The organism is Micromonospora sp. R311 (assembly GCF_056780015.1).
The window spans coordinates 96,526-119,716 of sequence record NZ_JBSWCE010000020.1; the positions used below are offsets into that span (position 1 = coordinate 96,526).

Annotated in this window: 26 protein-coding genes and 6 pseudogenes; 20 read left to right on the top strand and 12 right to left on the bottom strand. The window is 67.9% G+C overall.

What is annotated here, in order from left to right; all coding sequences use genetic code 11:
- Positions 1-161: 161 nt before the first annotated feature.
- The 8 genes and pseudogenes from phoU to AC1WTP_RS18570 all read left to right on the top strand — a co-directional run.
- The gene (phoU, locus tag AC1WTP_RS18535) at positions 162-806 is read left to right on the top strand and encodes a phosphate signaling complex protein PhoU (protein WP_481650560.1); all 645 of its coding nucleotides are present in this window, start codon (positions 162-164) and stop codon (positions 804-806) included.
- A gap of 193 nt (positions 807-999) precedes the next feature.
- Positions 1,000-1,968: a PstS family phosphate ABC transporter substrate-binding protein gene (locus AC1WTP_RS18540; RefSeq protein WP_481650519.1), complete on the top strand. Its 969-nt coding sequence runs from the start codon at positions 1,000-1,002 to the stop codon at positions 1,966-1,968.
- Position 1,969: 1 nt separating this feature from the next.
- Positions 1,970-2,917 carry a phosphate ABC transporter permease subunit PstC gene (gene pstC / locus AC1WTP_RS18545; RefSeq protein ID WP_481650520.1) on the top strand — a complete coding sequence of 316 codons (948 nt, stop codon included), beginning with the start codon at positions 1,970-1,972 and terminating at the stop codon, positions 2,915-2,917.
- Positions 2,914-3,834 carry a phosphate ABC transporter permease PstA gene (pstA, locus tag AC1WTP_RS18550; protein ID WP_481650521.1) on the top strand — a complete coding sequence of 307 codons (921 nt, stop codon included), beginning with the start codon at positions 2,914-2,916 and terminating at the stop codon, positions 3,832-3,834. Before pstC ends, pstA begins: the two co-directional genes overlap by 4 nt.
- Positions 3,835-3,893: 59 nt before the next feature.
- On the top strand, positions 3,894-4,760 hold the full coding sequence (pstB, locus tag AC1WTP_RS18555) for a phosphate ABC transporter ATP-binding protein PstB (RefSeq protein WP_481650561.1): 867 nt from the start codon (positions 3,894-3,896) through the stop codon (positions 4,758-4,760).
- A gap of 270 nt (positions 4,761-5,030) precedes the next feature.
- A complete protein-coding gene (locus AC1WTP_RS18560; protein WP_481650562.1) occupies positions 5,031-5,786 on the top strand; it encodes a winged helix-turn-helix transcriptional regulator in 756 nt (251 codons plus the stop codon).
- Between the two features lie 165 nt (positions 5,787-5,951).
- Positions 5,952-6,320, top strand: coding sequence for a hypothetical protein (locus AC1WTP_RS18565; RefSeq protein WP_481650522.1), 369 nt, complete (start codon positions 5,952-5,954; stop codon positions 6,318-6,320).
- 135 nt (positions 6,321-6,455) lie between these two features.
- Positions 6,456-7,339: pseudogene (locus AC1WTP_RS18570) on the top strand (PhoX family protein); the annotation flags it as partial.
- A 79-nt stretch (positions 7,340-7,418) separates the two neighbouring features.
- Here AC1WTP_RS18570 and AC1WTP_RS18575 read toward each other — a convergent pair.
- Entirely contained in the window at positions 7,419-7,769 is a 351-nt protein-coding gene (locus AC1WTP_RS18575) for an ArsR/SmtB family transcription factor (RefSeq protein WP_481650523.1), read from the bottom strand.
- A 64-nt stretch (positions 7,770-7,833) separates the two neighbouring features.
- On the opposite strand from AC1WTP_RS18575, the gene AC1WTP_RS18580 reads away from it, so the two are divergent.
- Positions 7,834-8,067: a hypothetical protein gene (locus tag AC1WTP_RS18580; RefSeq protein ID WP_481650524.1), complete on the top strand. Its 234-nt coding sequence runs from the start codon at positions 7,834-7,836 to the stop codon at positions 8,065-8,067.
- 128 nt (positions 8,068-8,195) lie between these two features.
- On the opposite strand, the gene AC1WTP_RS18585 is transcribed toward AC1WTP_RS18580, so the two are convergent.
- The gene (locus tag AC1WTP_RS18585; RefSeq protein WP_481650525.1) at positions 8,196-8,717 is read right to left on the bottom strand and encodes a hypothetical protein; all 522 of its coding nucleotides are present in this window, start codon (positions 8,715-8,717) and stop codon (positions 8,196-8,198) included.
- A 363-nt stretch (positions 8,718-9,080) separates the two neighbouring features.
- On the opposite strand from AC1WTP_RS18585, the gene AC1WTP_RS18590 reads away from it, so the two are divergent.
- Positions 9,081-9,533, top strand: coding sequence for a hypothetical protein (locus AC1WTP_RS18590; RefSeq protein WP_481650526.1), 453 nt, complete (start codon positions 9,081-9,083; stop codon positions 9,531-9,533).
- Between the two features lie 75 nt (positions 9,534-9,608).
- Here the strand turns inward: AC1WTP_RS18590 and AC1WTP_RS18595 are convergent, their stop codons facing one another.
- The gene (locus AC1WTP_RS18595; protein WP_481650527.1) at positions 9,609-10,325 is read right to left on the bottom strand and encodes a nitroreductase family protein; all 717 of its coding nucleotides are present in this window, start codon (positions 10,323-10,325) and stop codon (positions 9,609-9,611) included.
- A gap of 124 nt (positions 10,326-10,449) precedes the next feature.
- On the opposite strand from AC1WTP_RS18595, the pseudogene AC1WTP_RS18600 reads away from it, so the two are divergent.
- Positions 10,450-10,844 (top strand): annotated as a pseudogene (locus AC1WTP_RS18600) (MauE/DoxX family redox-associated membrane protein); the annotation flags it as partial.
- 43 nt (positions 10,845-10,887) lie between these two features.
- Positions 10,888-11,624: pseudogene (locus AC1WTP_RS18605) on the top strand (radical SAM protein); the annotation flags it as partial.
- Here AC1WTP_RS18605 and AC1WTP_RS18610 read toward each other — a convergent pair.
- The 3 genes and pseudogenes from AC1WTP_RS18610 to AC1WTP_RS18620 form a co-directional block, all read right to left on the bottom strand.
- Positions 11,622-11,885 (bottom strand): annotated as a pseudogene (locus AC1WTP_RS18610) (glucose-6-phosphate isomerase); the annotation flags it as partial. The pseudogenes AC1WTP_RS18605 and AC1WTP_RS18610 overlap by 3 nt on opposite strands.
- Positions 11,886-12,101: 216 nt before the next feature.
- Entirely contained in the window at positions 12,102-12,548 is a 447-nt protein-coding gene (locus AC1WTP_RS18615; protein WP_481650528.1) for a MerR family transcriptional regulator, read from the bottom strand.
- Positions 12,548-14,047 carry a SulP family inorganic anion transporter gene (locus tag AC1WTP_RS18620; RefSeq protein ID WP_481650529.1) on the bottom strand — a complete coding sequence of 500 codons (1,500 nt, stop codon included), beginning with the start codon at positions 14,045-14,047 and terminating at the stop codon, positions 12,548-12,550. Before AC1WTP_RS18620 ends, AC1WTP_RS18615 begins: the two co-directional genes overlap by 1 nt.
- 859 nt (positions 14,048-14,906) lie before the next feature.
- On the opposite strand from AC1WTP_RS18620, the gene AC1WTP_RS18625 reads away from it, so the two are divergent.
- Positions 14,907-15,227, top strand: coding sequence for a helix-turn-helix domain-containing protein (locus AC1WTP_RS18625; RefSeq protein WP_481650530.1), 321 nt, complete (start codon positions 14,907-14,909; stop codon positions 15,225-15,227).
- Between the two features lie 305 nt (positions 15,228-15,532).
- Here AC1WTP_RS18625 and AC1WTP_RS18630 read toward each other — a convergent pair.
- Positions 15,533-15,859: pseudogene (locus AC1WTP_RS18630) on the bottom strand (ATP-binding protein); the annotation flags it as partial.
- Between the two features lie 213 nt (positions 15,860-16,072).
- Here AC1WTP_RS18630 and AC1WTP_RS18635 point away from each other — a divergent pair.
- On the top strand, positions 16,073-16,438 hold the full coding sequence (locus tag AC1WTP_RS18635; protein WP_481650531.1) for an STAS domain-containing protein: 366 nt from the start codon (positions 16,073-16,075) through the stop codon (positions 16,436-16,438).
- On the opposite strand, the gene AC1WTP_RS18640 is transcribed toward AC1WTP_RS18635, so the two are convergent.
- The 4 genes from AC1WTP_RS18640 to AC1WTP_RS18655 all read right to left on the bottom strand — a co-directional run bounded on the left by AC1WTP_RS18640 (position 16,439) and on the right by AC1WTP_RS18655 (position 19,344).
- Positions 16,439-17,131 carry a PP2C family protein-serine/threonine phosphatase gene (locus AC1WTP_RS18640; RefSeq protein WP_481650532.1) on the bottom strand — a complete coding sequence of 231 codons (693 nt, stop codon included), beginning with the start codon at positions 17,129-17,131 and terminating at the stop codon, positions 16,439-16,441. It abuts the gene before it with no gap.
- A 16-nt stretch (positions 17,132-17,147) separates the two neighbouring features.
- On the bottom strand, positions 17,148-17,777 hold the full coding sequence (locus AC1WTP_RS18645) for a hypothetical protein (protein ID WP_481650533.1): 630 nt from the start codon (positions 17,775-17,777) through the stop codon (positions 17,148-17,150).
- Positions 17,778-17,930: 153 nt separating this feature from the next.
- The gene (locus tag AC1WTP_RS18650; protein WP_481650534.1) at positions 17,931-18,248 is read right to left on the bottom strand and encodes a hypothetical protein; all 318 of its coding nucleotides are present in this window, start codon (positions 18,246-18,248) and stop codon (positions 17,931-17,933) included.
- Positions 18,249-18,780: 532 nt separating this feature from the next.
- Positions 18,781-19,344 carry a transposase gene (locus tag AC1WTP_RS18655; protein WP_481650535.1) on the bottom strand — a complete coding sequence of 188 codons (564 nt, stop codon included), beginning with the start codon at positions 19,342-19,344 and terminating at the stop codon, positions 18,781-18,783.
- Positions 19,345-19,441: 97 nt separating this feature from the next.
- Here AC1WTP_RS18655 and AC1WTP_RS18660 point away from each other — a divergent pair, with 97 nt between their 5' ends.
- A complete protein-coding gene (locus AC1WTP_RS18660; RefSeq protein ID WP_481650536.1) occupies positions 19,442-20,398 on the top strand; it encodes a sulfotransferase family protein in 957 nt (318 codons plus the stop codon).
- Between the two features lie 289 nt (positions 20,399-20,687).
- Here the strand turns inward: AC1WTP_RS18660 and AC1WTP_RS18665 are convergent, their stop codons facing one another.
- On the bottom strand, positions 20,688-20,843 hold the full coding sequence (locus AC1WTP_RS18665) for a hypothetical protein (protein ID WP_481650537.1): 156 nt from the start codon (positions 20,841-20,843) through the stop codon (positions 20,688-20,690).
- A 198-nt stretch (positions 20,844-21,041) separates the two neighbouring features.
- On the opposite strand from AC1WTP_RS18665, the pseudogene AC1WTP_RS18670 reads away from it, so the two are divergent.
- The 5 genes and pseudogenes from AC1WTP_RS18670 to AC1WTP_RS18690 all read left to right on the top strand — a co-directional run.
- Positions 21,042-21,274, top strand: a pseudogene (locus tag AC1WTP_RS18670) (ISL3 family transposase); the annotation flags it as partial.
- Between the two features lie 205 nt (positions 21,275-21,479).
- Complete coding sequence (locus AC1WTP_RS18675) at positions 21,480-21,830, top strand: ArsR/SmtB family transcription factor (RefSeq protein ID WP_481650538.1); 351 nt, start codon at positions 21,480-21,482, stop codon at positions 21,828-21,830.
- Positions 21,827-22,297, top strand: coding sequence for an SRPBCC family protein (locus AC1WTP_RS18680; protein WP_481650539.1), 471 nt, complete (start codon positions 21,827-21,829; stop codon positions 22,295-22,297). Before AC1WTP_RS18675 ends, AC1WTP_RS18680 begins: the two co-directional genes overlap by 4 nt.
- The gene (locus tag AC1WTP_RS18685) at positions 22,294-22,566 is read left to right on the top strand and encodes a dihydrofolate reductase family protein (RefSeq protein ID WP_481650540.1); all 273 of its coding nucleotides are present in this window, start codon (positions 22,294-22,296) and stop codon (positions 22,564-22,566) included. Before AC1WTP_RS18680 ends, AC1WTP_RS18685 begins: the two co-directional genes overlap by 4 nt.
- A gap of 23 nt (positions 22,567-22,589) precedes the next feature.
- Positions 22,590-23,132, top strand: coding sequence for a dihydrofolate reductase family protein (locus AC1WTP_RS18690; protein WP_481650541.1), 543 nt, complete (start codon positions 22,590-22,592; stop codon positions 23,130-23,132).
- The last annotated feature ends 59 nt before the right edge of the window (positions 23,133-23,191 follow it).

Here is a 23,191-nt window from a genome sequence, read left to right on the forward strand (position 1 = left end):
GCCCGGACGCCGCCCGGGCAGGGCAGTTGCCGGTCCTGCCGAGTGACGCCGAACCGGGTACGTTGCTGTTCATGCCTGGTCCGGCGATCCTGGCGTGCCGGGACGCCCTGCCGCTGGTCGCCTGGCCGGCTCGCCAGGACACGGCGGACGGGAGGGACGCGATGAGCCGGGACAGCTACGACGAGCAGCTCGACCGGCTGACCGGACTCCTCGCGGCGATGAGCCGCACCGCTGCGGCGGCGATCCGGGGCGCCAGCACCGCGCTGCTCGACGTCGACCGAGACGCGGCGGAGGCGGTGGTGCGCGGCGACGCGGTGCTCGACGGGCTGCGCGCGGACGTCGAGGCGATGATCCCGCTGCTGCTGGTCCGCCACCAGCCGGTGGCGTCCGACCTGCGGCTGGTGCTCTGCGCCATGCGGATCGCCGGGGACCTGGAACGGATGGGCGACCTGGCGGTGCACATCGCCAAGGTCGCGTTGATGCGCCATCCCGTCACCGTCGTACCGCCGATGGCGTCGGACGTGCTGACCGCGATGGCGGACGCCGCGGCACGCATCGCCGACAAGACCTCGGTCGTCCTGGCCACCCGTGACCAGGTCGATGCGATGCAGCTGGGGCTCGACGACGACGAGGTCGACGCCGCTCAGGCGCGCCTGCTGTCCCTGCTCGTCTCGGCATGGCCCTACGGTGTGGAGTCGGCGATCGACCTCGCGCTGATCGGTCGTTACTACGAGCGGTACGCAGACCACGCGGTCAACGTCGCGCGCCAGGTGGTCTACCTGGTGACGGGGGACATCCGCCTCTAGCGGGAGTTCTCCGTTCGGACATCAAGGCACTCGCCCGCCGGAAGGTCACATTTCCTTCGCTCCTGGCCATGATCCGCGCCGGGGAGTTCACTTTTCGTTCACCTGCGTCCGGCCGACCGGCTACCTAGCCCTCCTACCTTGACTCTCGTACGGCCCGGACGGGCTGATGCACCCCGATAGAGAGGCTTACCTGGTGAACCGCAAGGTGCTTTCGCGGCGCGTCCTCGCCGGCGTCGCGCTCGCCGCGCTCGCGCTTACCGGCTGCAGCAATAACGCCGAGAACGACCCCGCCGCGGGCGGCGAGAAGCTCTCCGGCGAGGTGAAGGTCGACGGGTCGAGCACGGTCGCTCCGCTGAGCGAGGCCGCCGCCACCCTCTACAAGGAGGACGGCGGGCAGTCCGGCGTCAACGTCTCGGTCGGCACCTCCGGCACCGGCGGTGGCTTCGAGAAGTTCTGCAAGGGTGAGACCGACATCTCCGACGCCTCCCGTCCGATCAAGGACGAGGAGAAGAAGGCGTGCGAGGCCGCCGGCGTCAAGTACAAGGAGCTGATCGTCGCCAACGACGCGCTCACCGTGGTGGTCAGCAAGGACAACACCTGGGCCGACTGCCTCACCGTCGACCAGCTGAAGAAGATCTGGGAGCCGAACTCCAAGGTCAACAACTGGAACCAGGTCGACCCGAAGTTCCCGAACGAGCCGCTGAAGCTGTTCGGCGCGGGCACCGACTCCGGCACCTTCGACTACTTCACCGATGAGATCAACGGCGAAGAGGGAGCCAGCCGCACCGACTACACCGCCTCGGAGAACGACAACGTCACGGTGCAGGGTGTCTCCGGCACCAAGGGCGGCCTGGGCTACTTCGGCTTCTCCTACTTCGAGGAGAACGCCACCAAGCTCAAGGCCCTCAAGGTCGACGGTGGCGCCGGCTGCGTCGAGCCGAGCCTGAAGACCGCCCAGGACAACACCTACAAGCCGCTGTCCCGCCCGTTGTTCATCTACGTCAGCGACACCGGCGTCAAGAAGCCGCAGGTCGCCGACTTCGTCAACTACTACATCGAGCACATCGACGAGGTCGTCGAGGCGGCGAAGTTCGTGCCGCTGACCGAGCAGCAGAAGGGCACGCTGAAGTCCGAGTTCGACGCTCTGAAGGCCGCGGTCTGACGTGACCACCAGCACCTCGAGCGCCGGTTCCGCCGCAGGGAGCGCCCTGCGGCGGGGCCGGCGCCGCCCCGTTGACAGCACCGTCAAGGTGCTGCTCGTCGCCGCCGCCCTGGTGTCGATCGTCACCACGGTCGGCATCGTCATCGCTTTGGTCGAACCGACGATCAAGTTCTTCCAAACGGTGAGCATCGTCGAGTTCATCACCGGCACCAGTTGGACGCCCACCTTCGCCCAGAAGGCGTACGGCGTGCTGCCGCTGGTCGCCGCGACACTGGTGGTGACCGTCATCGCGATCGCCATCGCGCTTCCGATCGGTCTCGGCTCGGCGATCTACCTTTCCGAATACGCCAAACCGCGCACCCGTAAGCTGCTCAAGCCGATCATCGAGCTGCTCGCGGGTGTGCCGACCGTCGTCTACGGCTTCGTGGCCCTGTTCGCGCTCAACCCGCTGCTGCAGCAGATCTGGCCCGGCGACCGGAAGCCCGGCTTCCAGAACCTGCTCATCGCCGGAATCGCCATGGGAATCATGATCGTGCCGACGATCGCCAGCATCTCCGAGGACTCGATGTCCTCCGTGCCGCGCAGCCTGCGCGAAGGCGCCTACGCCCTGGCGTCGACGAAGATGCAGGTGTCCACCCGCGTGGTGGTGCCAGCCGCGATCTCCGGCATCGTCGCCGCGGTCGTGCTCGGCATCTCCCGCGCCGTGGGCGAGACGATGATCGTCACCATCGCCGGCGGTCTCGTCTCCGACAAGGTCACCTTCGACCCGCTCGAGGGCGCTGCCACGATGACCGCCTTCATCGCCAACATCTCCTCCGGTGACATCCCGGTCGGCTCGCTCGACTACGACTCCGTCTTCGCCGTCGGCGCGCTGCTGTTCCTGATCACGTTCGCGCTCAACGCGCTGTCGATCCGGATGGTCCGTCGCTTCAGAGAGGTCTACGAGTGAGCGCCCCCACCCTCACCACCGCCACCCGGCCGGAGCCCTCCGCGCCGGGTAACGCGCTGACCCAGCGCCGTAGCCGACCCGGTGAGCTGGTCTTCCGCCTGGCCATGCAGGCCTGCCTGGTCATCGCCTTCGGCGTGCTCAGCGCGCTGCTGGCCTGGGTCCTCATGAAGGGCTGGAACCGTCTGGACTCCCGGCTCTGGGCCGAGATGCCCACCGGCCTGGTCAGCCGCCTCGACACCGCTGGCGTCCAGTCCGCGCTCGTCGGCACCCTGTGGATCATCTCGCTGGTGGCGCTCATCGCCCTGCCGATCGGCATCCTCAGCGCGATCTACCTCGAGGAGTACGCCGACAACACCCGCTGGTACAACCGGCTGCTGGAGCTCAACATCCAGAACCTCGCCGGTGTGCCATCGATCATCTTCGGCATCCTCGGCCTGGGCATCATCGCCCGCGCCCTCGGCCTCGGCTTCACGGTGATCACCGCCGCTATCGTGCTGTCCCTGCTGGTGCTGCCGGTGGTCATCATCGCCACCCGGGAGGCCATCCGTGCGGTGCCGCAGTCGATCCGTCAGGCGTCCTACGCCCTCGGCGCCACCAAGTGGCAGACCGTGTCCCGGCAGGTGCTGCCCTCGGCGGTGCCGGGTATCGCGACCGGCTCGATCCTGGCCCTGTCGCGCGCGATCGGTGAGGCTGCACCGCTGATCGTTCTCGGCGCGGTCACCTTCATCACCTTCAACCCCGACGGGCTGGACAGCCGTTACACGGCCCTGCCGATCCAGATCTACACGTTCATCACGCGATCCCAGGCCGAGTACACCGAGCTCGCGGCGGGCGCGATCGTCCTGCTGCTCGGCATCGTGCTCGTCATGAACTCGATCGCGATCTTCGTGCGGAACCGGTTCGAGAAGCGCTGGTGACGAACGCCGTGAGAACTGAGCCGCGACACCGCCGTACGAACGAAGCAGAGGTGACCACTGTGAACCAGCCCAGCACCACCAGCCGCCCGGCGGTCAGCATCTCCGCCGTCGGTAACAACGAGACCGCCGGACACCGGCCCACGTCCACCGCCCCGGTCATGGAATTGTCCGGCGTGAGCGTCTACTACGGCGCCTACGAGGCGGTGCGCGGCACGTCCATGCCGATCCAGGACAAGCAGATCACGGCGATGATCGGCCCGTCCGGCTGCGGCAAGTCGACGATCCTGCGCTCGCTGAACCGGATGAATGACCTGATCCCCGGTGCCCGGGTCGCGGGCTCGGTGACCTACCACGGTCAGGACCTGTACGCCAAGGACGTGGACCCGATCGAGGTGCGTCGCCGCATCGGCATGGTCTTCCAGAAGCCGAACCCCTTCCCGAAGTCGATCTACGACAACGTGGCCTACGGCCCGCGGGTGACGGGCATGAAGGTCGCCAACATGGATGACCTGGTGGAGAAGGCGTTGCGGGACGCGGCGCTGTGGGACGAGGTCAAGGACAAGCTCAAGAGCAGCGGGCTGTCCCTGTCCGGTGGTCAGCAGCAGCGGCTCTGCATCGCCCGGACGATCGCCGTCAAGCCCGAGATCATTCTGATGGACGAGCCGTGTTCCGCCCTCGACCCGATCGCGACCGCGAAGATCGAGGACCTGATGTTCGAGCTGGCGAAGGACTACACCATCGTCATCGTCACGCACAACATGCAGCAGGCCGCCCGGGTCAGCCACTACACCGCATTCTTCACCGCGGAGGTGGACCAGAAGCAGGAACGGCACGGACGGCTCGTGGAGTTCAGCCAGACGGGCAAGCTGTTCACCAACCCCGCCGACAGGCGCACCGAGGACTACATCACCGGCCGCTTCGGCTGATCCCCCGGGGCAGCGGTCGGTCATGGATATCGTCATCCGGAATCGGTGCCGTGCGTCTAGGTCATCCCGACCGTCCTTTCGGTGCGGCGTCGCCACGCGCGGGCGACGCCGCACCGGAGGCGGTTGCGCGACCCTTGTGCGAGGACACCGTTACCTCAGATGTCCCAGCTGTGCCGATCGCGCGGTGTCCTGCAGTGCGATGGACCGTCCTCAGCGGCGACGAAGCGTTGATGAGGGCCTGAACCTGATCCGGAGCCGGTGTCGATGCCGATGAACAATCTCGTCGAGGCCACCAAGGGTGACCATCGATCCGACGGGCGGTTCGTGCTGATCGTGGTCGACGACGACGAGAGCGTCGGCGGCGACCTGGTCGGACAGCTGTCCGGTCACCGGGTGCAGGGGCACCACTTCCGACATGCCGCGGAGGCCCTGCTGGGCGCTGGCGCCCTGCGACCCGACGCCGCTGTCGTCGCCGCCGGGCTCAGCACGATGAGCAGCACCGAATTGGTGCGGCTGCTGGCCGAGCGCGCGGGAATCCCTACCGTTGTTGGTGTAGGTGATGATGACGGGCAGGCCGCCGTCGCCGCGCTGAAGGCCGGCGCGACCGCCTGTGTGCGCCATCCATACCGGGTCGAGGAGGTCGTGCCGATTCTCCGCGCGATCCGGCCGGAGACCGTCGGGACCCTCGATCCACCCATCGAGTTGGGCGGGCTGCGCGTGGATCCCGCGACCTTCGAGGTCAGCTTGCGGGGCACGTCGGTGGCCCTGCCACTGAAGGAGTTCAAGCTCCTCTACTTCTTCATGACGCACGCCGAACGGACCGTCACGCGCGAGCAACTGCTGGCCGCCGTGTGGAACGGAACCTCCGGTGACAGCTCCAACACCCTCACCGTGCACATCAAACGGCTGCGTCAGCGGCTTCTGCTGGACCGCAACCAGCCGCCGATCATCCTGACGGTGCGGGGGCTGGGCTACCGGTTCGTGCCGCCGCCGGCCGCGTGGTCCGCCACCCCGATCACGCCGTGACGTCGCCCTCAGATTCGCAACCTGCCGGCCACGCAGCCGACGAACCGCCCGTAACAGATCCCACGGCGGCGGGCGACGTTGTCCTGGTGGCCGTGCCGGTGGCATACGTGCCTCACGTCGCGCGTCTGCTGGCCGAAACTTGACGCTCAGAATCGGCCACGCCCCGTGTCCCGCCACCGTGCCGAGCGGAAGCCCGAGCATCGGGGCGCCCACTGGCCTATCGAGGACCTGCGGCGCCTGAGCCAAGGCCGAAGCGCCACCCACCGCACCATCATCACCGTCATCGACGCGCTTGCCACACAGCCCGGCAAGGTGTTCAGCGTCGGAGAGTTGGAAGCGAACTCGGGCATTTCCCGGGGAAAGATCATCGGCGCGTTCGCCGGACTCACCCGCCTCCTGCGCGCCCACTACGACTACCCGAGCTACGGTTTGCCGTTCGCCAAGATCATCGGGCACGCGGAGGGTCTGCCCAAGGAGATCTACTACACCGTCGACGAGGAGCAGGCGCGCCGTTGGCGGCAGGCTCGGCAGTGATGATCCGGTAGGAACCCGGGGCCCGGCCGCCCGTCATGTCCCGTTCACCGAGGCGCCCGCCCGCGGTCGGGTCCACCTTCGTCGCTGGTCAATCTGGTGTCCCTAGCGTGCCGGTGACACGACCTCGGACCTGCCTCCGACAAGAAGATGCGCCGCGGTGACAGCCCCGCCGCCCGCAGCCACAACATGACCCTGCTCGAGTCGGGCACCCTGTACGTGGCGCAGTTCGGCGCCACGTCCGCCAGTGAGATCGACGGCAGCGGCATACTGCCCGCCGACGGGGCGTTCAACGGCGCCGGCCGGTGGATACCCCTGACGCGAGGCAACCGGTCGTTGGTGCCGGGTATGAGCATCGACGAGGTCCTCGTCCACACCCGTATCGCCGCGGACAAGGTCGGCGCCACCAAGATGGACCGCCCCGAGGACGTCGCCCCGAACCCGCGCACCGGCAAGGTCTACGCCGCCCTGACGAACAACACCCGCCGCGGCGCCGCCGGCCAGCCCGCCGCCGACGAGGTCAATCCGCGCGCCAACAACAAACACGGCCACATCCTTGAGATCACCGAGAACGGCGGCGACAACGCCGCCGAAACCTTCACCTGGACCATCCCGATCGTCTGCGGCGACCCGACGGACCCGGCGACCTTCTTCGCCGGCTACGACAAGACCACGGTGTCCCCGATCTCCTGCCCGGACAACCTCGACTTCGACGCCACGGAAACCTGTGGATCTCTACCGACGGCAACGCCCTGGGATCCAACGACGGTCTCTTCGCCGTCCCCGTCGAGGGCCCTGAGCGGGGGCACGTCAAGCAGTTCCTCACCGTGCCGCCGGGTGCCGAACAGGCATCCGCGCACATCGCACCGGACAACCGCACCGCCTTCGTCTCCGGGCAGCACCCGGGTGAGCTCGACGGCGCGAGCCTCGACAAGCCCGCCTCCACCTGGCCCCACGGCGACTTCGCCCGCCCCGCCGTGATCACCGTCTGGCGCCTCGACGGCCGCCAGATCGGTGCCTAATCGCACACCGACCGACGAGGGTGCCCTCCCCGCCAGGGAGGGCACCCTCGTGTCGTTTTCACCGCCGGACCGCTTGGATTCAGCAGCAGGTCAGCAGGTACGACTGCAGGTCGGCCAGGGCGGCGAGCGCGCCGTCGCGGTCCGCCCGGTAGTAGACGGCCTTGCCGTCCCGCCGCGACATCACCACCCGGCCCCGGCGCAGCAAGGTCAGCTGCTGCGACGTCGTAGCCTGGCTGATCCCCGCCCGCTCGGCAATCTCGCCGACCGACAGTTCGGCGCCCTGCGCGAACAGCATCATGATCCGCTGCCGAGTCGGACTGCCCAGAGCCTTCAAGAACTCCCGCGTGTCCTCCGTCAGCCCTGCGGTCGCGCCGCTCTGGTCCTCAGGCCCGCACGCTGGCCGGGCCTGTTCGGACGTCGACTGCTCCATGTCTCACACCCTCCCGCACCATCATCATATTGTCATTCAACGAAACGACGATATGATCGGTGGCGTGACTCCTCGAACCGAACCCGTGATCATCGTCGGCGGTCAGTTCGGCCTGGCCGCCGCCCGCGCCGCTCTGGCGGCCGGCCTGCGTCCGGTGGTCCTGCACGCCGGTACGGAACCGGTGGGATCCTGGCCGGACTACTACGACAGCCTCACGCTGTTCTCCCGGCCGGCTACGGCGCTGTCTTACCTGGAGCCTCGCCCTCATCGATCTCCGGGCTCGCCGCACCCGCCCTGAGCTGCAAGATCAGCCTGGAAAAGGCTCAGTTATGATGCCGAACGGCGGCTGCCGCACTGGGCGCTTTCCGGGTGATCCGCCGGCCGGTTCATTTCGGCGCAACGGCTGCATTTCTGTTTAGATCGGCATCACTCGACAAGCCGATCTCCAATAAAATACATCCGCTTCAGGATCTTCCCTTCCTTGCTTTTGTCGTAACTATAGTATCTCTTCTGCGGGTCGGCATCTGACCAGTTTATTGATGCGATCAGATCGTTCTTGTGGTGCTCTAACCGATCCGTATTTAAGTAACCTTCATCGGGCTGCCAGCCTCTTGGCAAATCGTCGCTTTCCCTGTAGAAGTACATGTAAAAATTCCTGCTCTTGCCTTCTGCTACTTTAGCTTCCCCTTCAATTGGGTGATCCTTACCGTATTTTTCAACCAATTCTTTCAGTTCTACTAGATCTTCGGGTGGATTCAGAATCATATAATGCTTTCTGAGAGTAACCTCCCGTTCACCCGCTTTACCGAAGACCTCCTCCGTGTTGTCAATTTCGAAGATCCTTGTTTCCCCATCTGATTCCTCATTCTCTGTGCATCCAAGCAGGCTCAGTGGAATGAAGAACGCGCCAATGATCAGGGCCAGAACTCTCAGATTGGCTTTAACCACTCAACTCCCTTCAAATGGCATCTCATTCCCGTTGAAATGGATGGACCGCGGCACAGCTGGCAACGTAGCTGGGCACAAGGCGTCGACGCGGCAAACGCCTCCGTCCGCTTCGACCGTCCTCACGGCGGCCCATCCGAAGAGGGGCCGCAAGACATGACGCGAGGGCCGCCGCGGCGCGGAGGCGCCATGAACGCGAGGCGAGGGGCAACGCGATCATGAGCGAGAGATTACCTATCGGATCGTGTCGGCAGCGCTGCCCGATCGCCCGATGCAATCACCGCCGGTGCGGCAGCGTCCCCCACCGGTAAGTGGCGTAACGGTCTGCCGGTTACCCACCGGTCAGCGGACATCAGGAGCTTAGCGATGACGACCGCACACGCCGCCAGGGGCACGGTGAGCCTGCCGGCCGGCCTCGTCGCCAGAGACGCCGGCGGCCAGGCCGGCGGAATCGTCTTCGGCGTGCTGATGCAGGCGTGGGGCATGCTGCCGATGGTGGCGACGCTGGTGGACAGCGGGTGGATCGCGGTCGGCTGGCTGGTCCACCTGGCCAACTCGGCCCTGTTCGGGGCGATCTTCGCGGTGCTGTTCGGGCGCTGGGCCGCAACACTCGCGATGTCGGCTGGTCTCGGTCTGCTCTACGAGGTGTTGTGGTGGGTCCTTGGTGTCCTGCTGATCATGCCGGCCGGGGCTCGGCAGAACGAAATGATCTTCCAGGTGAACGCCGACGCGTGGCGCAGCCTGCTCGGCCACCTGGTCTACGGCCTGCTACTGGGCGTCGTCTACGCCCTCACCTTGCCGAGGCTGCGGCGAGGCTGAGCACCGACGGTCGAGTAGGCGGGGGTCGCGTTGGACAAGGGTGACCTGGCTGCCCATCCGGACCGGGACCTGCTCCTACCGCCAGATCAGCACCTCGTCCAGGGGTTTGCGGTCGATCGCCGGTACGGTCGCGTTGTCGGCCGGGTAGCCCACCGGGATCAGCAGGTACCCGCGCTCGTGCGCCGGCCGGTCCAGGACGGTGTTGAGGAAACGCATCGGGCTGGGGGTGTGGGTCAGCGTGGCCAGCCCGGCCCGGTGCAGCGCGGCGAGCAGGAAACCGACCGCGATGCCCACCGACTCCTTGACGTAGTACGGGCGTGGCGAGTTCGGACCCTTATGGACCTCGAACACCACGATCACCGCAGGCGCGGTTTCCAGGAACGGCTTGCGCCAGGCGGTCCCCAACGGGGCCAACGCCTCCAGCCACTCCTTGCTGGCGCGCCGGGTGTAGAACTCGCGCTCCTCCGCCTCGGCCGCCTCGCGCAGAACGCGCTTCGTCGCCGGGTCCGTGACCACCACGAACCGCCACGGCTGCACGTTCGCTCCGCTGGGCGCGCTGGCCGCGGCCCGGACCGCCTCCCGCAGCACCCCGTCCGGGACAGGCCGATCGCTGAAGTCGCGGATCGTGCGCCGGGTCACCAGCTCGTCGGCGAACGCCCGGACCCGGGCCAGGCCAGCCTCGGCCGGCACGGCCGAGGCTGGCGCCGGCCGGCTGGCGGGCGCGATCGGCGGGTTCGGCGTCAGGTCCGGGTGCACCGGCCCAGTCTGCCCCACCGGCCTCCGCCGCGACATCCAACGGGTACTGACCGCCGCCCCTTGCCGCTCGTGGCACAGGTCGCGTCGGTGAGGACGTCGGCCGGGAGTTCGGTACGGCGGTTACAGAACGGCGAGAAATCCAGCCCGTACGGTCGGAGGTATGTGGTTGCGACTCATCCTCGGCGTGGTGTACGTCGGTATGGCGGTCGGGCAGCTGGCGTCGTGGACGCACATGCCGGAGATCCTGGCGGCCTACCAGGCGGGCGAACCGGCGGCGATGAGGGGGCTGTTCTCGTCCTGGTGGCCGGGGAGCTGGCCTGCGGACTGTGGTTCCTGACCCGGCCGCGGTCATGGGCACTGACCCCGGTGTGGATCTACACCGGGGTGTCGGTGCTGTGGGCGACGCTTGGTGCGCAGGCATTCGCGCGCGGAATAGAGGTCACCAACTGCGGCTGCTTCGGCCGGTATCTGTCCCAGCGGTTGAGCTGGCTGGTGCTGGCTCAAGACGCGCTGCTGCTGGCGTACGCGGCCTGGATGATCCGCTGGGCCCGCCGCCAGCCCGTACCGCCCGGGCCGGCGCCGGCCGGACCCGATGCTACTCCTGCAGTTCGTCGACGCCGCCCAGGCCCGCCCGATCAAGGCGGTCAACCTCAACACCAACGGCATCCGCCTGGCGTCGGACCGGGCGTTCGTGGCGGCCCTTGCCGAGCGCAACCGACCCGGCCGGGCGGTGAACATCTACCTGCAGTTCGACGGCTTCGACGAGCGCACCCACCGGGAGGTCGGCGGCCGGGACCTGCGGGCGGTCAAGCAGAAGGCGCTGGACAACTGCGCCGAGGCAGGGCTGACCGTCACCCTGGTCGCGGCGGTGGAGCGCGGCCTCAACGACCACGAGCTCGGCGCGATCATCGACTACGGCCTGGCCCACCCGGCCGTGCGCAGCGTGTCGTTCCAGCCGGTCACCCACTCCGGACGGCACGTGGAGTTCGACCCGCTCACCCGACTGACCAACTCCGACATCATCCACGGCATCGCCGTGCAACGCCCCGACTGGTTCCGGGCGTCGGACTTCTTCCCGGTCCCGTGCTGCTTCCCCACCTGCCGGTCGATCACCTGCCTGCTCACCGAGGGCACTTCCGGCAACCCGGACTTCGCTCTGGTGCCGATCCCGCGGTTGCTCGACGTCGCCGACTACCTCGACTACGTGTCGAACCGGGTGATCCCCGACTACGCGATCCGGGAGGCCCTGGAGAAGCTGTGGTCCGCCTCGGCGTTCATGGGCACCGACACCACCCAGGAGAACTGGCCGCCGCGGCCGCCCTGGACTGCGCCGAGCAACGGTGCGAGCTGGTTGGCTAGCACCTTGCCCAGCTCGACGCCCCACTGGTCGAACGGGTTGATGTTCCAGATCGCGCCTTCGGTGAACACGATGTGCTCGTAGAGGGCCACCAGCTGTCCGAAGGTGGCCGGGGTCAGCCGGGGGGCGATGATCGAGGTGGTGGGGTGGTTGCCCGCCATCACGCGGTGTGGCACCAGTTCCGCCGTGGTGCCCGCCGCGGCCACCTGCTCGGCGGTGCGGCCGAAGGCCAGGGCGGCGGGAGTGAGCAACCTGGCCCGCACGTTGGGATGCACCGTCGGGCCCGCCGCCGCCGGGCTCGCCTGGAGCCTGGGCGGCGGCGGATCCGTGGTTTCCGCACTGGAGTCGTCGTGCTGGCCGCCTTCGCGTTCACCGCTCTGGTAGCCCTCGTCGCCACCGTCCGGCGCGCGCCCTAGCCGCTGTGCCCGGCCGCGCATCGATGGCGTCGCGCCGGATCAGCGGTGGGACGTGTGCTGGTCGAGCTGGTGGCGCAGGGTGTCGGCGAAGCCCTCGGCGGTGGCCAGCTGCTCGCGCAGGGCGGTCACGCGAGCGGCCGCGATGGTGTGGAACATGCCGAGCCGGTCGAGCAGGGCCGGCCGGTCGTCCTCGCCGGCAATGGGCAGGGCGTCGAGGACGCCGAGCAGGTCCCGCATCTCGTCGAGGGTGAAGCCGAGCGGTTTCATCCGCTTGACCACGGCGAGCCGGTCGAGGTCGGAGTCGGTGTAGAGGCGGAAGCCGCCCTCACTGCGCGCCGACGGGACGATCAGCCCGGCGTCCTCGTAGTGCCGGATCGTGCGGATGCTCAGGCCCACCCGGTCGGCGGCCTCGCCGATCTGCATGAGCCGCCCGGCGGCCGAACCGCAGGTGTGCTCCGGCCCGGCGCCGCGCACGACGCCCGGCATCAGTGGCCTCCGCTCAGGGTGCCGGCGAGGGTGCCGTGGATCGCGGCGCTGGGCTTGTTCAGCTCGACGATCTCGACGGTCTTGCCCCGCGCAGCGTACTTCGTGGTGATCGCGTCCAGCGCGGCGACCGATGAGGCGTCCCACACGTGGGCGTGGGTCATGTCGATGACCACGTTCTGCGGGTCGTTCGCGTAGTCGAACTGGTAGACCAGGTCGTTGCTGGAGGCGAAGAACAGCTCACCGTGGACCGAGTAGATCCGGGTGCCGCCGTCGGGGTCCAGCACGCTGGTGACCTCCACCAGGTGCGCGACCCGCCGGGAGAAGATCACCATGGCGGTGAGCACACCGACGATCACGCCGATGGCCAGATTATGGGTCGCGAGGACCGCGCCGACGGTGGTGACCATGACCAGGGTCTCGCCCAGGGGCATGCGCTTCAGCGTGGCCGGAGCGACCGAGTGCCAGTCGAACGTGGCCACCGCCACGATGATCATCACGGCGACGAGGGCGGCCATCGGGATCGCGGCGACCACGTCACCGAGGCTGACCACCAGGATGAGCAGGAACACGCCGGACAGGAACGTCGACAGCCGGGTTCGGGCGCCGGACGCCTTCACGTTGATCATCGTCTGGCCGATCATCGCGCAGCCACCCATGCCGCCGAAGAACCCGGTGACGATGTTGGCCACGCCCTGACCCCAGGACTCTCGGGTCTTGTTGGAGTGCGTGTCGGTGATGTCGTCGACCAGCTTGGCGGTCATCAGCGACTCCATCAGCCCCACCAGCGCCACCCCGAGGGCGTATGGGGCGATCAGGGCCAGGGTGTCCACCGTCCACGGGATCTGCGGCAGGCCGAGGGTCGGCAGGCTGTCGGGCAGCTCGCCCTGGTCACCGACGGTGGGCACGCTCATGCTGGCGCCGACGGTGATGACGGTCAGCACGACGATCGCCACCAGGGGAGCCGGCACGACCCTCGTGAGCCGGGGAAGACCCACCATGATCGCCAGCGCCAGGCCGACGAGCGGGTAGACCAGCCACGGCACCCCGAGCAGGTACGGAACCTGCGCGGCGAAGATGAGGATGGCCAGGGCGTTGACGAAACCGACCATCACGCTGCGCGGGATGAACCGCATCAGCTTCGCCACCCCGAGTACGGCCAGCAGCACCTGGATGACGCCGCCGAGGATCACCGCGGCGATGAGGTAGTCCAGCCCGTGCTCCTTGGCCAGCGGCGCGACGATCAGCGCGATCGCGCCGGTCGCGGCGCTGATCATCGCCGGGCGGCCGCCACAGATCGCGATGACCACGGCCATGGTGAACGAGGCGAACAGCCCGACGCGCGGGTCGACCCCGGCCAGGATCGAGAAGCTGATCGCCTCGGGAATCAGGGCCAGAGCGACGACCAGACCGGCGAGCACCTCGGTGCGGAACACCTTCGGCGACAGCCAGGACGGGCGGGACAGACGCGGCCGGAGGGCCGCGGACAGCACAGAAGACATACAGCCGTTTCCGCTCAGGGTGTGCGCCAGGCGCACACGCGATGCCGCGCCCCACGCGGGGAACGGCGTTTACGTGCACATCAGTACCGGTCGGACGTTTCCGGACCGTTTCCGGGCACCGTCGCCCGGGAGAAGACCGCGAGGGGCCAGTAGCCGCACCTCGACGACCTGCACCGAACCTACCGTCCGGAGAGGGTAGAGTTCAGCTTCCGTGATGATCATCACCGCTGGTGCCGCGGCTCTCGTCATGCTTGCTCGGCGGGCCCAGTCATCCTGGCGGCCGGCGGTCAAAAAAATCTAGGCTGGGACGACTAGACATCTTCGACGGTGTGGAATACTCTTCTTCGAGTCGAGAGTGAAGATCCGTCAAGACGCAGACGGGCTGTCCGGGGTGAGGTCACGACGGGCAGCGAGGGGCGGGAACGGTTTCCCCGTTCCTCCCGAGAGGTAGTAGGAGCACGTCAGTCCCCGACGGGATAGGCGCCGGGGTGCAGGTGGGGCCGTTGCTTTTTCGAGGCTCCAGCTGTTGTTCGCCGTATGTGTGGGGGCCATGAAGTCGCGTGGGCTCCGGCACCGGTGGACCGTACGTCAGCACGGGAAAGAGAAAGAAGAGGAAAGGGGAGGGCCGTACACCGTTGGATCGCCCGCCGTCGGCCGTCATGTCAGGCCGGGCGGACACCGCAGTTTCCATCGAACGAGAGGTGGTCTCCGGTCACGCTTATGCGATCCTCGCACCCGAAGCCTTCACTTGCGGCTGGTGCGGATACGACAAGCCGACGTTCCTGTCGGTAGATGGTGTTCTGACCCGTAACCCTGGGCCCCGGCGCTTACGCGCCGGGGCCCTCGACGTGGAGGTGACATGGGGCAGAACCCCGATGACATGTTCGGCGATGAGAACTACCCGGCCTACACCATCGGCCAGGCCGCGGAGATGCTCGGCACCACGCAGGACTTCCTGCGCCGCCTGGACGAGGCGAAATTGATCAACCCGCACCGCTCTGCCGGCGGGCACCGCCGCTACTCCCGCTACCAGCTACGGCTGGCAGCCCGGGCCCGGGAGATGGTCGACCAGGGCACCGCCCTGGAGGCCGCCTGCCGGATCATCATTTTGGAAGACCAACTCGAGGAAGCTCTGCGACAGAACCAGAACCAGCAGCAGGGACGCGGGCAACGCGACTGACCGGACCACCGTCGGGCGAGGCCGCCGGCGGGCGGTGAGCCGGCTGGCCCGCCAGCGCGAATCACCTCGGCCTGCCAGCCGTACTCCTGCTCGTCGGACCTCTTCCCCTCCGGGCCGCCAGCCGGGTGGCGGTGCGAGACCGGGGTCCGACGGGCCGCCAGTCGGCCGCCGTGCCCGGGCGCCGCGGATGGCGTGTGGCGTCCAACCGTGGGCAGCAGCCGGTCATCGGATCGGTGATGCTCGTGCGTCGGTGAGTGTTTGGTGATGCGTAGCAGCACGTGGTCCGGTGGCCCGGCGACGAAGGCGGCCGTGTCGGCGAGTGCGGCGATCAAGGGCAGCCCACGGCCGCCGACGGTAAGCGGGGCGGGGAGTTCGGCGTCGAGTCCAGCGCCATTGGGGGTACTGCCGCGGTTGCCGACCTCGAGTAGGCAGACGTCGTCCTCGATGACGATGGTGATGTCGACGGCGCTGTCGGGATCGGCGTGCATCACCGCCTTGGCGCATGCCTCGGTGATCAGCACGGCGAGGTGGCCACGGGAGTCCTCCGTGACATCGGTGAGGCTCAGCAGGGTGGTGCGTACATGGCGGGCGCGGGTCACCGAGGACGCTTGACGCGGGAGTGACAGGGTCATGCTCACCCGCACTACATAGCTCCTCCCCGGCCCGTGCCTGACCCGCCGGAGGACTGCGTCACCCTGAGGCGCGATGCTCCGGTTGTGGATCAGCCCTACCCGGGGTTGCGGAGGTGAAACGGTCAGTGTGTCGGCTCGACGTACGCCGGCCGACGGGTTCACCTACCGGCAGAATATGGTAGGCGGGGGTCATCGGCGTAGGGGAGGGTTGTTGTGGATCTGCTGTTGTCCGTCCGGCCGGGCCGGGGTTGCACCGTGCTCGAGGTGCGCGGCGAGCTGGACATGGCGACGTCCCCGCGGTTGCGCGACGGCCTGCAACGGTTGGTCGACGCCGGTGACCGCCAGGTGGTGGTGGATCTGGCCGGGGTGGGGTTCATGGACTCCAGCGGGCTGGGCGCGCTGGTGGTGATGTTCAAGGCGTTGCGTGATGTCGGCGGTCGGTTGTGCCTCGCCGCGGTGCAGCCCGTCGTGCGCAGTGTCCTGACGGTCACGTCGGTGAATCGAGTGATCGGCATTTATGACAGTGTGCAGGCGGCTGAAGCCGAAGTGCCGTCCACGGACCACGCGACAGGCCGTTAGTCAGTCGGGCAGCGGGGTGCTGGCACGCTCCTGGTCGGCGCCGGCGCTGGTACGCCGGTCTTCGCAGTGCCCGCTGTGCCAGTCGAGGATGAACAGGGTGGCGTCATCGGCCAGAGCCGGTCCGCTGACCTCGAGTACGGCGTTGGCCAACGCCCGGGCGGCCTCGCGTGGATGCAGACCGGTGATCGACCGCAACATGGCCGGTAGATCCAGGTTGGCGGCGTTCCGCTCCCGCATTCCATCGGTGACCACTACCAAACGGTCGCCTGGCCGCAGCTCGATCTCGCCAGCGCGGTGTCCGGCGCCGGCGAACATACCCAGGGGGAAGTTGGCCGGCAGCGGCAGCGCCCGGGTGTCTCCGTCGCGTACCAGCAGCGGCGGCACGTGCCCGGCGTTGAGCAGCGCGCAGACCCCGGTGCGGAGGTCGAGACGGCCGAGGACCCCGGTGATGTAGCTGCCGGGCACGGTGGCGTGTTCGGCCACGTCGGCATTCGCGGCGTCGGCCTGCTCCACCAGACCGACCCCGCGGCGGCGGCTGTTGCGCAGGCTACCCACGCCCAGGGTGGCCGTCAGCGCGCTGGCCACCCCGTGGCCCATCGCGTCGGTGACACTGAAGTGCAGCACGTCGCGGGCGAGGCTGTAGTCGAAGGTGTCCCCGCCGATACTCGCTGCCGGCTCCAGCCGACCGGACAAGGTGAACGCGCTGGCCTCACACGTGAACGAGGCGGGCAGTAGGCGGTGCTGGATCTCCCCGGACAGGGTGAACGGGGTGGTGCGTTTGCCCCCACTCGAAGAGGTCGGTGTACCGCCGGTTGGCGATCACCACGAACGCCAACAGGTGCGCCGTGCGGGCGATCTCCTCCAGCGCCCGCGGGGCGGGCTCGTCCGGCAGGATCATCTCGAGCAGGCCGATCGCCTCACCGCGGTCGGTCACCGGCGCCAACACCGTCCACCTGTCAGGCTGCGTGACAACCCGCACCGTCTGGGTGCGTAGCGGCTGCTCGGCGGGCCCGCCGTCGAACGGCATCACGGTGGCGACCTCATCACCGCCCCGGCGTCCCTCACCGGTCCCGTCAAGCGGCACGTGGGTCATCCGGACCAGCGCCCGGCCGCTGAGGTCCGCGATCAAGAAGGCGACGGTACGTGCGTGCAGCGCCGCACCGAGTTCCCGGTGACCGCCTCGACCGCCTCGACCGGGGAGGCGTTCTCCGCCGCATCCAACATCTGCGCCGTGATCCGCCCTCGACTGCTTTCCACTGTCCGAGCCTACGAGACCCGGCTGGTCATCGCCGAGCACGAGAATCGTCACAGCAGCGTCGACAGCCCAGATCAGGTCCACGGTCAGGGCCTGTAGACGGGCCTGGTCCCCGACACGCCGCTGCGAAGGTCGCGTTGCCGGAAGCGGCAGCACCGGCGTCACGGACTTGCTGCGCGTCGTCCTGGTCGCCGAGCCGCGCACAACGCCATGGTCGACGAAGCCTGCTGGCCCCAGTCAGCGGCGGTCGAGTGCCGACTGCAGTCGTTGGATGAGTGTCCTGCGGCCCTTCCTGGCGCGTACCGCGCGTAGCGCCGCCCCGAGTTGACCGGCGTCGAGGTCGCGGACGTGTCGGGTCGCCTCAGCGACCGGCATCTCCGTGAGCGGCACGGCCCCGGTGTTCCGGCGCGCGCGCCTGGCCGGCCCGGTGTTGGCGACGTACTGCTTGCCGGACTTCGAGTCCTTGCGCTTCTTGGCGTCGGTCGGTCGGAGTATCCCCGGCGTTGGTGGCTTGCCTGCATCACGCGAGACTTCGGCATGGGACTGCTGATCCACAACTCGACCGGCAAAGGTGGGTTGGCGCGCTCGGGTTAGTACTCGAGCCGCATTTTGCCTGACCTGGAGTTTTGGCGGCTCATCGGGATGATCGACGTCCGAGTTGTACCGGCCATGTAGCTGCGGACGTCGATGCTGATCGGCGGATGGGTTGCGTGGCCGCACGGTCTGTTGTGGTCGGTCGCAGGGCGGGCAGGCTCCCGTGCTCTGTTGATAGATGAGATCGTGGGCTGGCGGGCAGGCTTGGACGATCTGCCGGCGCGGTTCGCGCACCGATTCGGGCGGGCGGAGCCGCGCCGGCAGGCGCTGAGCTACCTGGCCGGGTTGCTGTCGCCGCTGGCGAGCAAGAACGGCTGGACCCTGGCCGAGGCCGCCGGCGGCACCACATGCAACGGCTGCTCAACAGGTCCGCGTGGGACCGGGCCGCTGTTCGCGAAGATCTGTTCGCCTACGCGACCGAGCACCTCGGCCACGACCAACGTCGTCCTGTCATGGCTCCTCTCTGTGTCAAGACATCGTCGGGAGCGGGGGTCTATCCTGGGTGTCGGCGGGTCCGGGAAGTGACTTCTCCGAAGAGCCGGCTTGGGGATGCGAGTTGGTCACGCTGGAGTCTGTTGTCGTTCCCCGGTGTCCTCCCGGGCCCGTCGCCACGGTGGCCGCGGCGTCGTTGATCATGCGCTGGTAGACGATGTCGGACAGGCGCCGTTTCAGCGCGCATCGCTTCCATTGATGCCTTGCCGGCGGCTTTCTTGCGGTCGAAGTAGGCGCGTCCTTCGGTGGGGTTGCGGAGCTGGACGGTGGCCATCATGTGCAGCACCCGGTTGATCTGTCGGTTTCCGGCGCGGGAGAGCCGGTGGCGTACCTGTTCGCCGGATGATGCGTCGATGGGGGCGGTGCCGTTCCAGGAGGCGAAGTGGGCCCGGTTGGGGAAGCGGGTGATGTCGCCGACCTCGACCAGCAGCCGGGCGGCGCCGGAGGGTCCGATGCCGTGCAGGTCCATCAGGGTGGTGCCGGTGGAGGCGACCAGTTCCTTCAGCTCCTTGTCGGCCTCCTTCGATAATTCGTTGCTTGCTTGTTGGAGGCGGTCGTCCGGCACGTACTCGGCGCGGCGGGTGCGGGTCCGGCCCCGTGGCAGCGGGTGAAGGGGATAACTGGCTTGCGCAGGCGCTGGGCTGAGAGTTTGACTGCTCGCCATGCCGTTCCCCTCACCGATCTTCGTTGCGGGTACGGGTCGTTCGGGAACGTCACGGATCGCCGACATCATCGGCGAACATCCGCTGATCCATCGGATTCCCATGGAGACCCGGTTTCTCATCGACCCGGGTGGCCTGCGGGACCTGGCCGACGCGCTGACCGATCGATACGACCCCATCGTCGGTGAGGATGCCCTGCACCGGCTGAGCGACATCCTCACCGTACGAGTGCCCGGCCGGCGCGACGATCGCGGCAAAACCGTTCCCGAGCTGGTCGGCGAGCGGCGCTACCGGGACGCGGTGCACCAGCTCTGGCCGCAGTTGATCGCGTACACATACGACGAACCTGCGCCCGCGGAAGGCTTCGGGAACGCCGACCGGCCTGCCGGGCCGTTCGAGCCGCTGAGCCGCCGGCGGGTACTTCCCAGGTATTTCAGCGACCGGGGCGAACTGCTCGGAATCCTGCGGGGCCTGATCGACACCGTGTTCGGCGGAGCAGCCGCCGACGCGGGCAAGCCGACCTGGTGCGAGAAGACACCGTTCAACCTGCTGTGCATGGAGTTCCTCTGGGAACTGGTCCCCGAAGCGACCATCGTGCACATCAAGCGTCACCCGGTCTCAGTGCTCGCATCCCACCTGGCCCAGCCATGGGCGCCGCCGACCGTCGACGGCGCGCTCGCCTACCTCGAGCCGGTCTACCACCGATGGCTCACCTGGAAGAACACGGTCGACCTGACGGGCAGGCGATACATCGAGGTGAAAGCGGAAGATCTCGCAGCCGACTGGCCCGGGCAGCGCCGCGCCCTGTTCGAACGACTCGACGTCGACGACTTCGCCACCCCTTCAACGTTTCAGTCGCACAAGCTGACGAACCGCAACGGCCAATTCGACGACGAAACCCGCGAGTTCATCGAAGAAGCACTCGGCAAGGTCATCCCGGCCATGGGATATGAGTGACGGGCTCTGGCTCTCCACCTTCACGACGCCGCGTCGCGCCCCTCGAACGCCCGGTAAAAGCTGCTTCAGCCGAACCGCATCGCAGACCACGTTGCTAACTTTCCGGGCGTCTTTTGAGCCCGCGCTTATGGGCGGGTGCACGCTTCTGCCGCGATCCGCGCGCTGCGGTGCGTGACCACCCAGCAGCAGCCCTCGGAGTGTCCGGACATTCCGAATAGCGCGTGTGAGAAAACACTTGAGCGCCCGTCCGTGACTGAGAGAGAAGTCGCGGTGGTGAGGGACTGCGCGGTCAGGGCCGGGATTCGAGCATGGCCTGGATGTCCAGTTGGACGGTGATCTTGTCGCCTACGATGATCTTCTGACCTTGGCCGGCAGTGGCGCCAACGCCGTAGTCCGATCGCTGGATCGTCGTGGTTGAGATGCCGATCCGTTGCTCGCCCTGCAATCCGGCTCTTCACAGACGAGGGTGTGATCGCTTCGTTGGCGGTGTCGGCTCGTCGGCGCGACGAGACAGGTCGAGGTCTTCCAAGGATGAAGGTTCCTACACCGCCCATCCGTAAGACCTCGACGTGCCCGACGCTCCTCCTGACGCCGGATCCGCCGTGCTGATCTGACTGTGGTCTGATCCTTCGGGCCTGCCGATCTGGCGGCGCTCTGCCGGCTCGACGAGCTCGGGCTGAAGGTCACGGGGGCAACGCAACGCCTCGAGTCGGGCCGGGCGGTCTTGGCGTGCAGGGTCATCCCGGGGCGGACCGCGATGAGCGCTGGGGTCGCGAGAAAGGCGCGCCGCGCGACAGCGTGGTCCGGCGGCTGGCGCACGAACCGTTCGGCTGGCGCCCCACGACGCTGCTGGTCACGATCCGCCGCTACCGGTGCGGCGACCGGCCTCAGCTCAGAGCCACTGGTAGCGGCTCGGCCGCGATCAGGTCGGCTGTCCCAAGCCGACGGTCGGGGGCAGCGCAGATGACCTGATCTGCGCTGTCCTGGTCGTTGCGAAGAGCGCCGAGATGTGGCGCTTGCGCTCATTGGCCGCCGACTCGTTCGGACCGGTGCCTTGATGAACACTTCACGAGCTGGTTAAATGAACGAGGTGACCGCCACTGATCAGCTCAGCCTCGTGTTCGCGGCGCTCGCCGACCCCACCCGGCGGGCGATCCTCGCCGAGCTCACGGTCGGCGACGCCACCGTGACGCAGCTCACGGCGCCGCTGCCGATCTCGATGCCGGCGGTGTCACGGCATCTGAAGGTGCTCGAGGGTGCCGCCCTGATCTCACGCTCGCGCGAGGGGAAATGGCAGCGGAGCCATCTGGAGGCGGCGGCGCTCCGGGAGGCGGCCGTCTGGATCGAGCGCTTCCGGGGGTTCTGGGACTCGTCCTTCGACCGCCTCGACGCCCACCTCGCCACGCTTCAACAGGAGCAGGAGAACCGATGACCACCGAAACACCCGACCTCTCCATCTCGCGCGTATTCGACGCGCCCCGGGCCCTCGTCTACCGGGCCTTCACCGACCCGGAGCAGGTGGCGGCCTGGTGGGGGCCGACCGGCAGCGTGCGGCCGCTCGACGAGATGGAGTTCGATGTCCGACCCGGCGGCTACCAGCGGTTCGTGGAGGTGTTCCCCGACGACCCGTCCATCCGGGCGGAGGTGCACATCGACCTCGCCAACGTCGCCGAGGGCAGGGTGCTCGACGGCGTGATGTGCGTGCGTGGCCGCCTTCCGGGGGGCTTCGGGGCGTTCGAGACACGGTTCCGGTTCGAGTTCTACGACGAGCCCGACGGGCGCACCCGCCTCGAGGTGCGCCAGTGGCTGCCGGCGCACGTCAGCGGAGCAACCGAGGAGGGCTGGCGCCAGAGCTTCGCCGAACTCGACGCCCACCTGGCGACGATGGCGGTGTCGTGAGCATGGGCAACCTCGTCTACTTCACCAACGGCTCCCTCGACCTCTTGATCGAGGACGAGCACGGCAGCCTCGACCGGAGAGCGCCGTCCGACGAGCTATTCGTGCACCCCACGAACCTCATCCGCCCGCTCGGGCCACACCTCTACGGCTGGCAACTCTATGAACCCATGGCCCCGTGGGAGACGTCGCCCGAGCTCGCAGCCCAGTCCGACTTGACCGCCGAGTCCGCCTGCACCTGGGCAGCCGCATCAAGGGGGACCTCTCGGTGAGACCACTTCGATACTCGATCAACGTGACGCTTGACGGCTGCTGCCATCACGAGGCAGGGCTCCCCCCGGACGAGGAGTCGATGCACTACTGGACCGCTGAGATGGAACGAGCCGATGCCCTGCTATTCGGCCGGGTGACCTACGAGATGATGCAGTCGGCGTGGCGGCGTCCGGCCACGGGAACGTGGCCTGACTGGATGGGTGAGTGGCAGATCCCGTTCGCCGAGACCATCGACCGGGCCAAGAAGTACGTCGTGTCGAGCACGCTGAGCGGGGTCGACTGGAACGCCGACCTGGTACGGGGCGACTTAGGGCAAGCGGTTGAGCGGCTCAAGCAGGAGCCGGGCGTGGGCCTGTGGGTGGGTGGCGTGACGCTGCCCCTGGCGTTGGCGGATCTGGGATTGATCGACGAGTACGAGTTCCTTGTGCAGCCGGTCCTTGCCGGACAAGGGCCGACGTTGCTCGCCGGTCTGCATAAGCGCATCCAGCTTGAGCTCGTGGATCGCCATGAGTTCCGGTCGGGGGCGGTCGCCCTGCGATACCGGCCCACGCGAGCTACGGCTTGACGGAATTCGTCGTGGCATGTCGGCCGTCGCCGCGCGACGGCCGACAGCTCTGGTCGCAC

Coding starts and splice junctions, on each gene's coding strand:
- phoU (WP_481650560.1), top strand. CDS start 162: ATGAGCCGGGACAGCTACGACGAGCAGCTCGACCGGCTGACCGGACTC.
- AC1WTP_RS18560 (WP_481650562.1), top strand. CDS start 5,031: ATGAACAATCTCGTCGAGGCCACCAAGGGTGACCATCGATCCGACGGG.
- AC1WTP_RS18575 (WP_481650523.1), bottom strand. CDS start 7,769: ATGGAGCAGTCGACGTCCGAACAGGCCCGGCCAGCGTGCGGGCCTGAG.
- AC1WTP_RS18590 (WP_481650526.1), top strand. CDS start 9,081: ATGACGACCGCACACGCCGCCAGGGGCACGGTGAGCCTGCCGGCCGGC.
- AC1WTP_RS18595 (WP_481650527.1), bottom strand. CDS start 10,325: ATGTCGCGGCGGAGGCCGGTGGGGCAGACTGGGCCGGTGCACCCGGAC.
- AC1WTP_RS18615 (WP_481650528.1), bottom strand. CDS start 12,548: ATGCCGGGCGTCGTGCGCGGCGCCGGGCCGGAGCACACCTGCGGTTCG.
- AC1WTP_RS18620 (WP_481650529.1), bottom strand. CDS start 14,047: ATGTCTTCTGTGCTGTCCGCGGCCCTCCGGCCGCGTCTGTCCCGCCCG.
- AC1WTP_RS18625 (WP_481650530.1), top strand. CDS start 14,907: ATGGGGCAGAACCCCGATGACATGTTCGGCGATGAGAACTACCCGGCC.
- AC1WTP_RS18660 (WP_481650536.1), top strand. CDS start 19,442: ATGCCGTTCCCCTCACCGATCTTCGTTGCGGGTACGGGTCGTTCGGGA.
- AC1WTP_RS18675 (WP_481650538.1), top strand. CDS start 21,480: ATGAACGAGGTGACCGCCACTGATCAGCTCAGCCTCGTGTTCGCGGCG.
- AC1WTP_RS18680 (WP_481650539.1), top strand. CDS start 21,827: ATGACCACCGAAACACCCGACCTCTCCATCTCGCGCGTATTCGACGCG.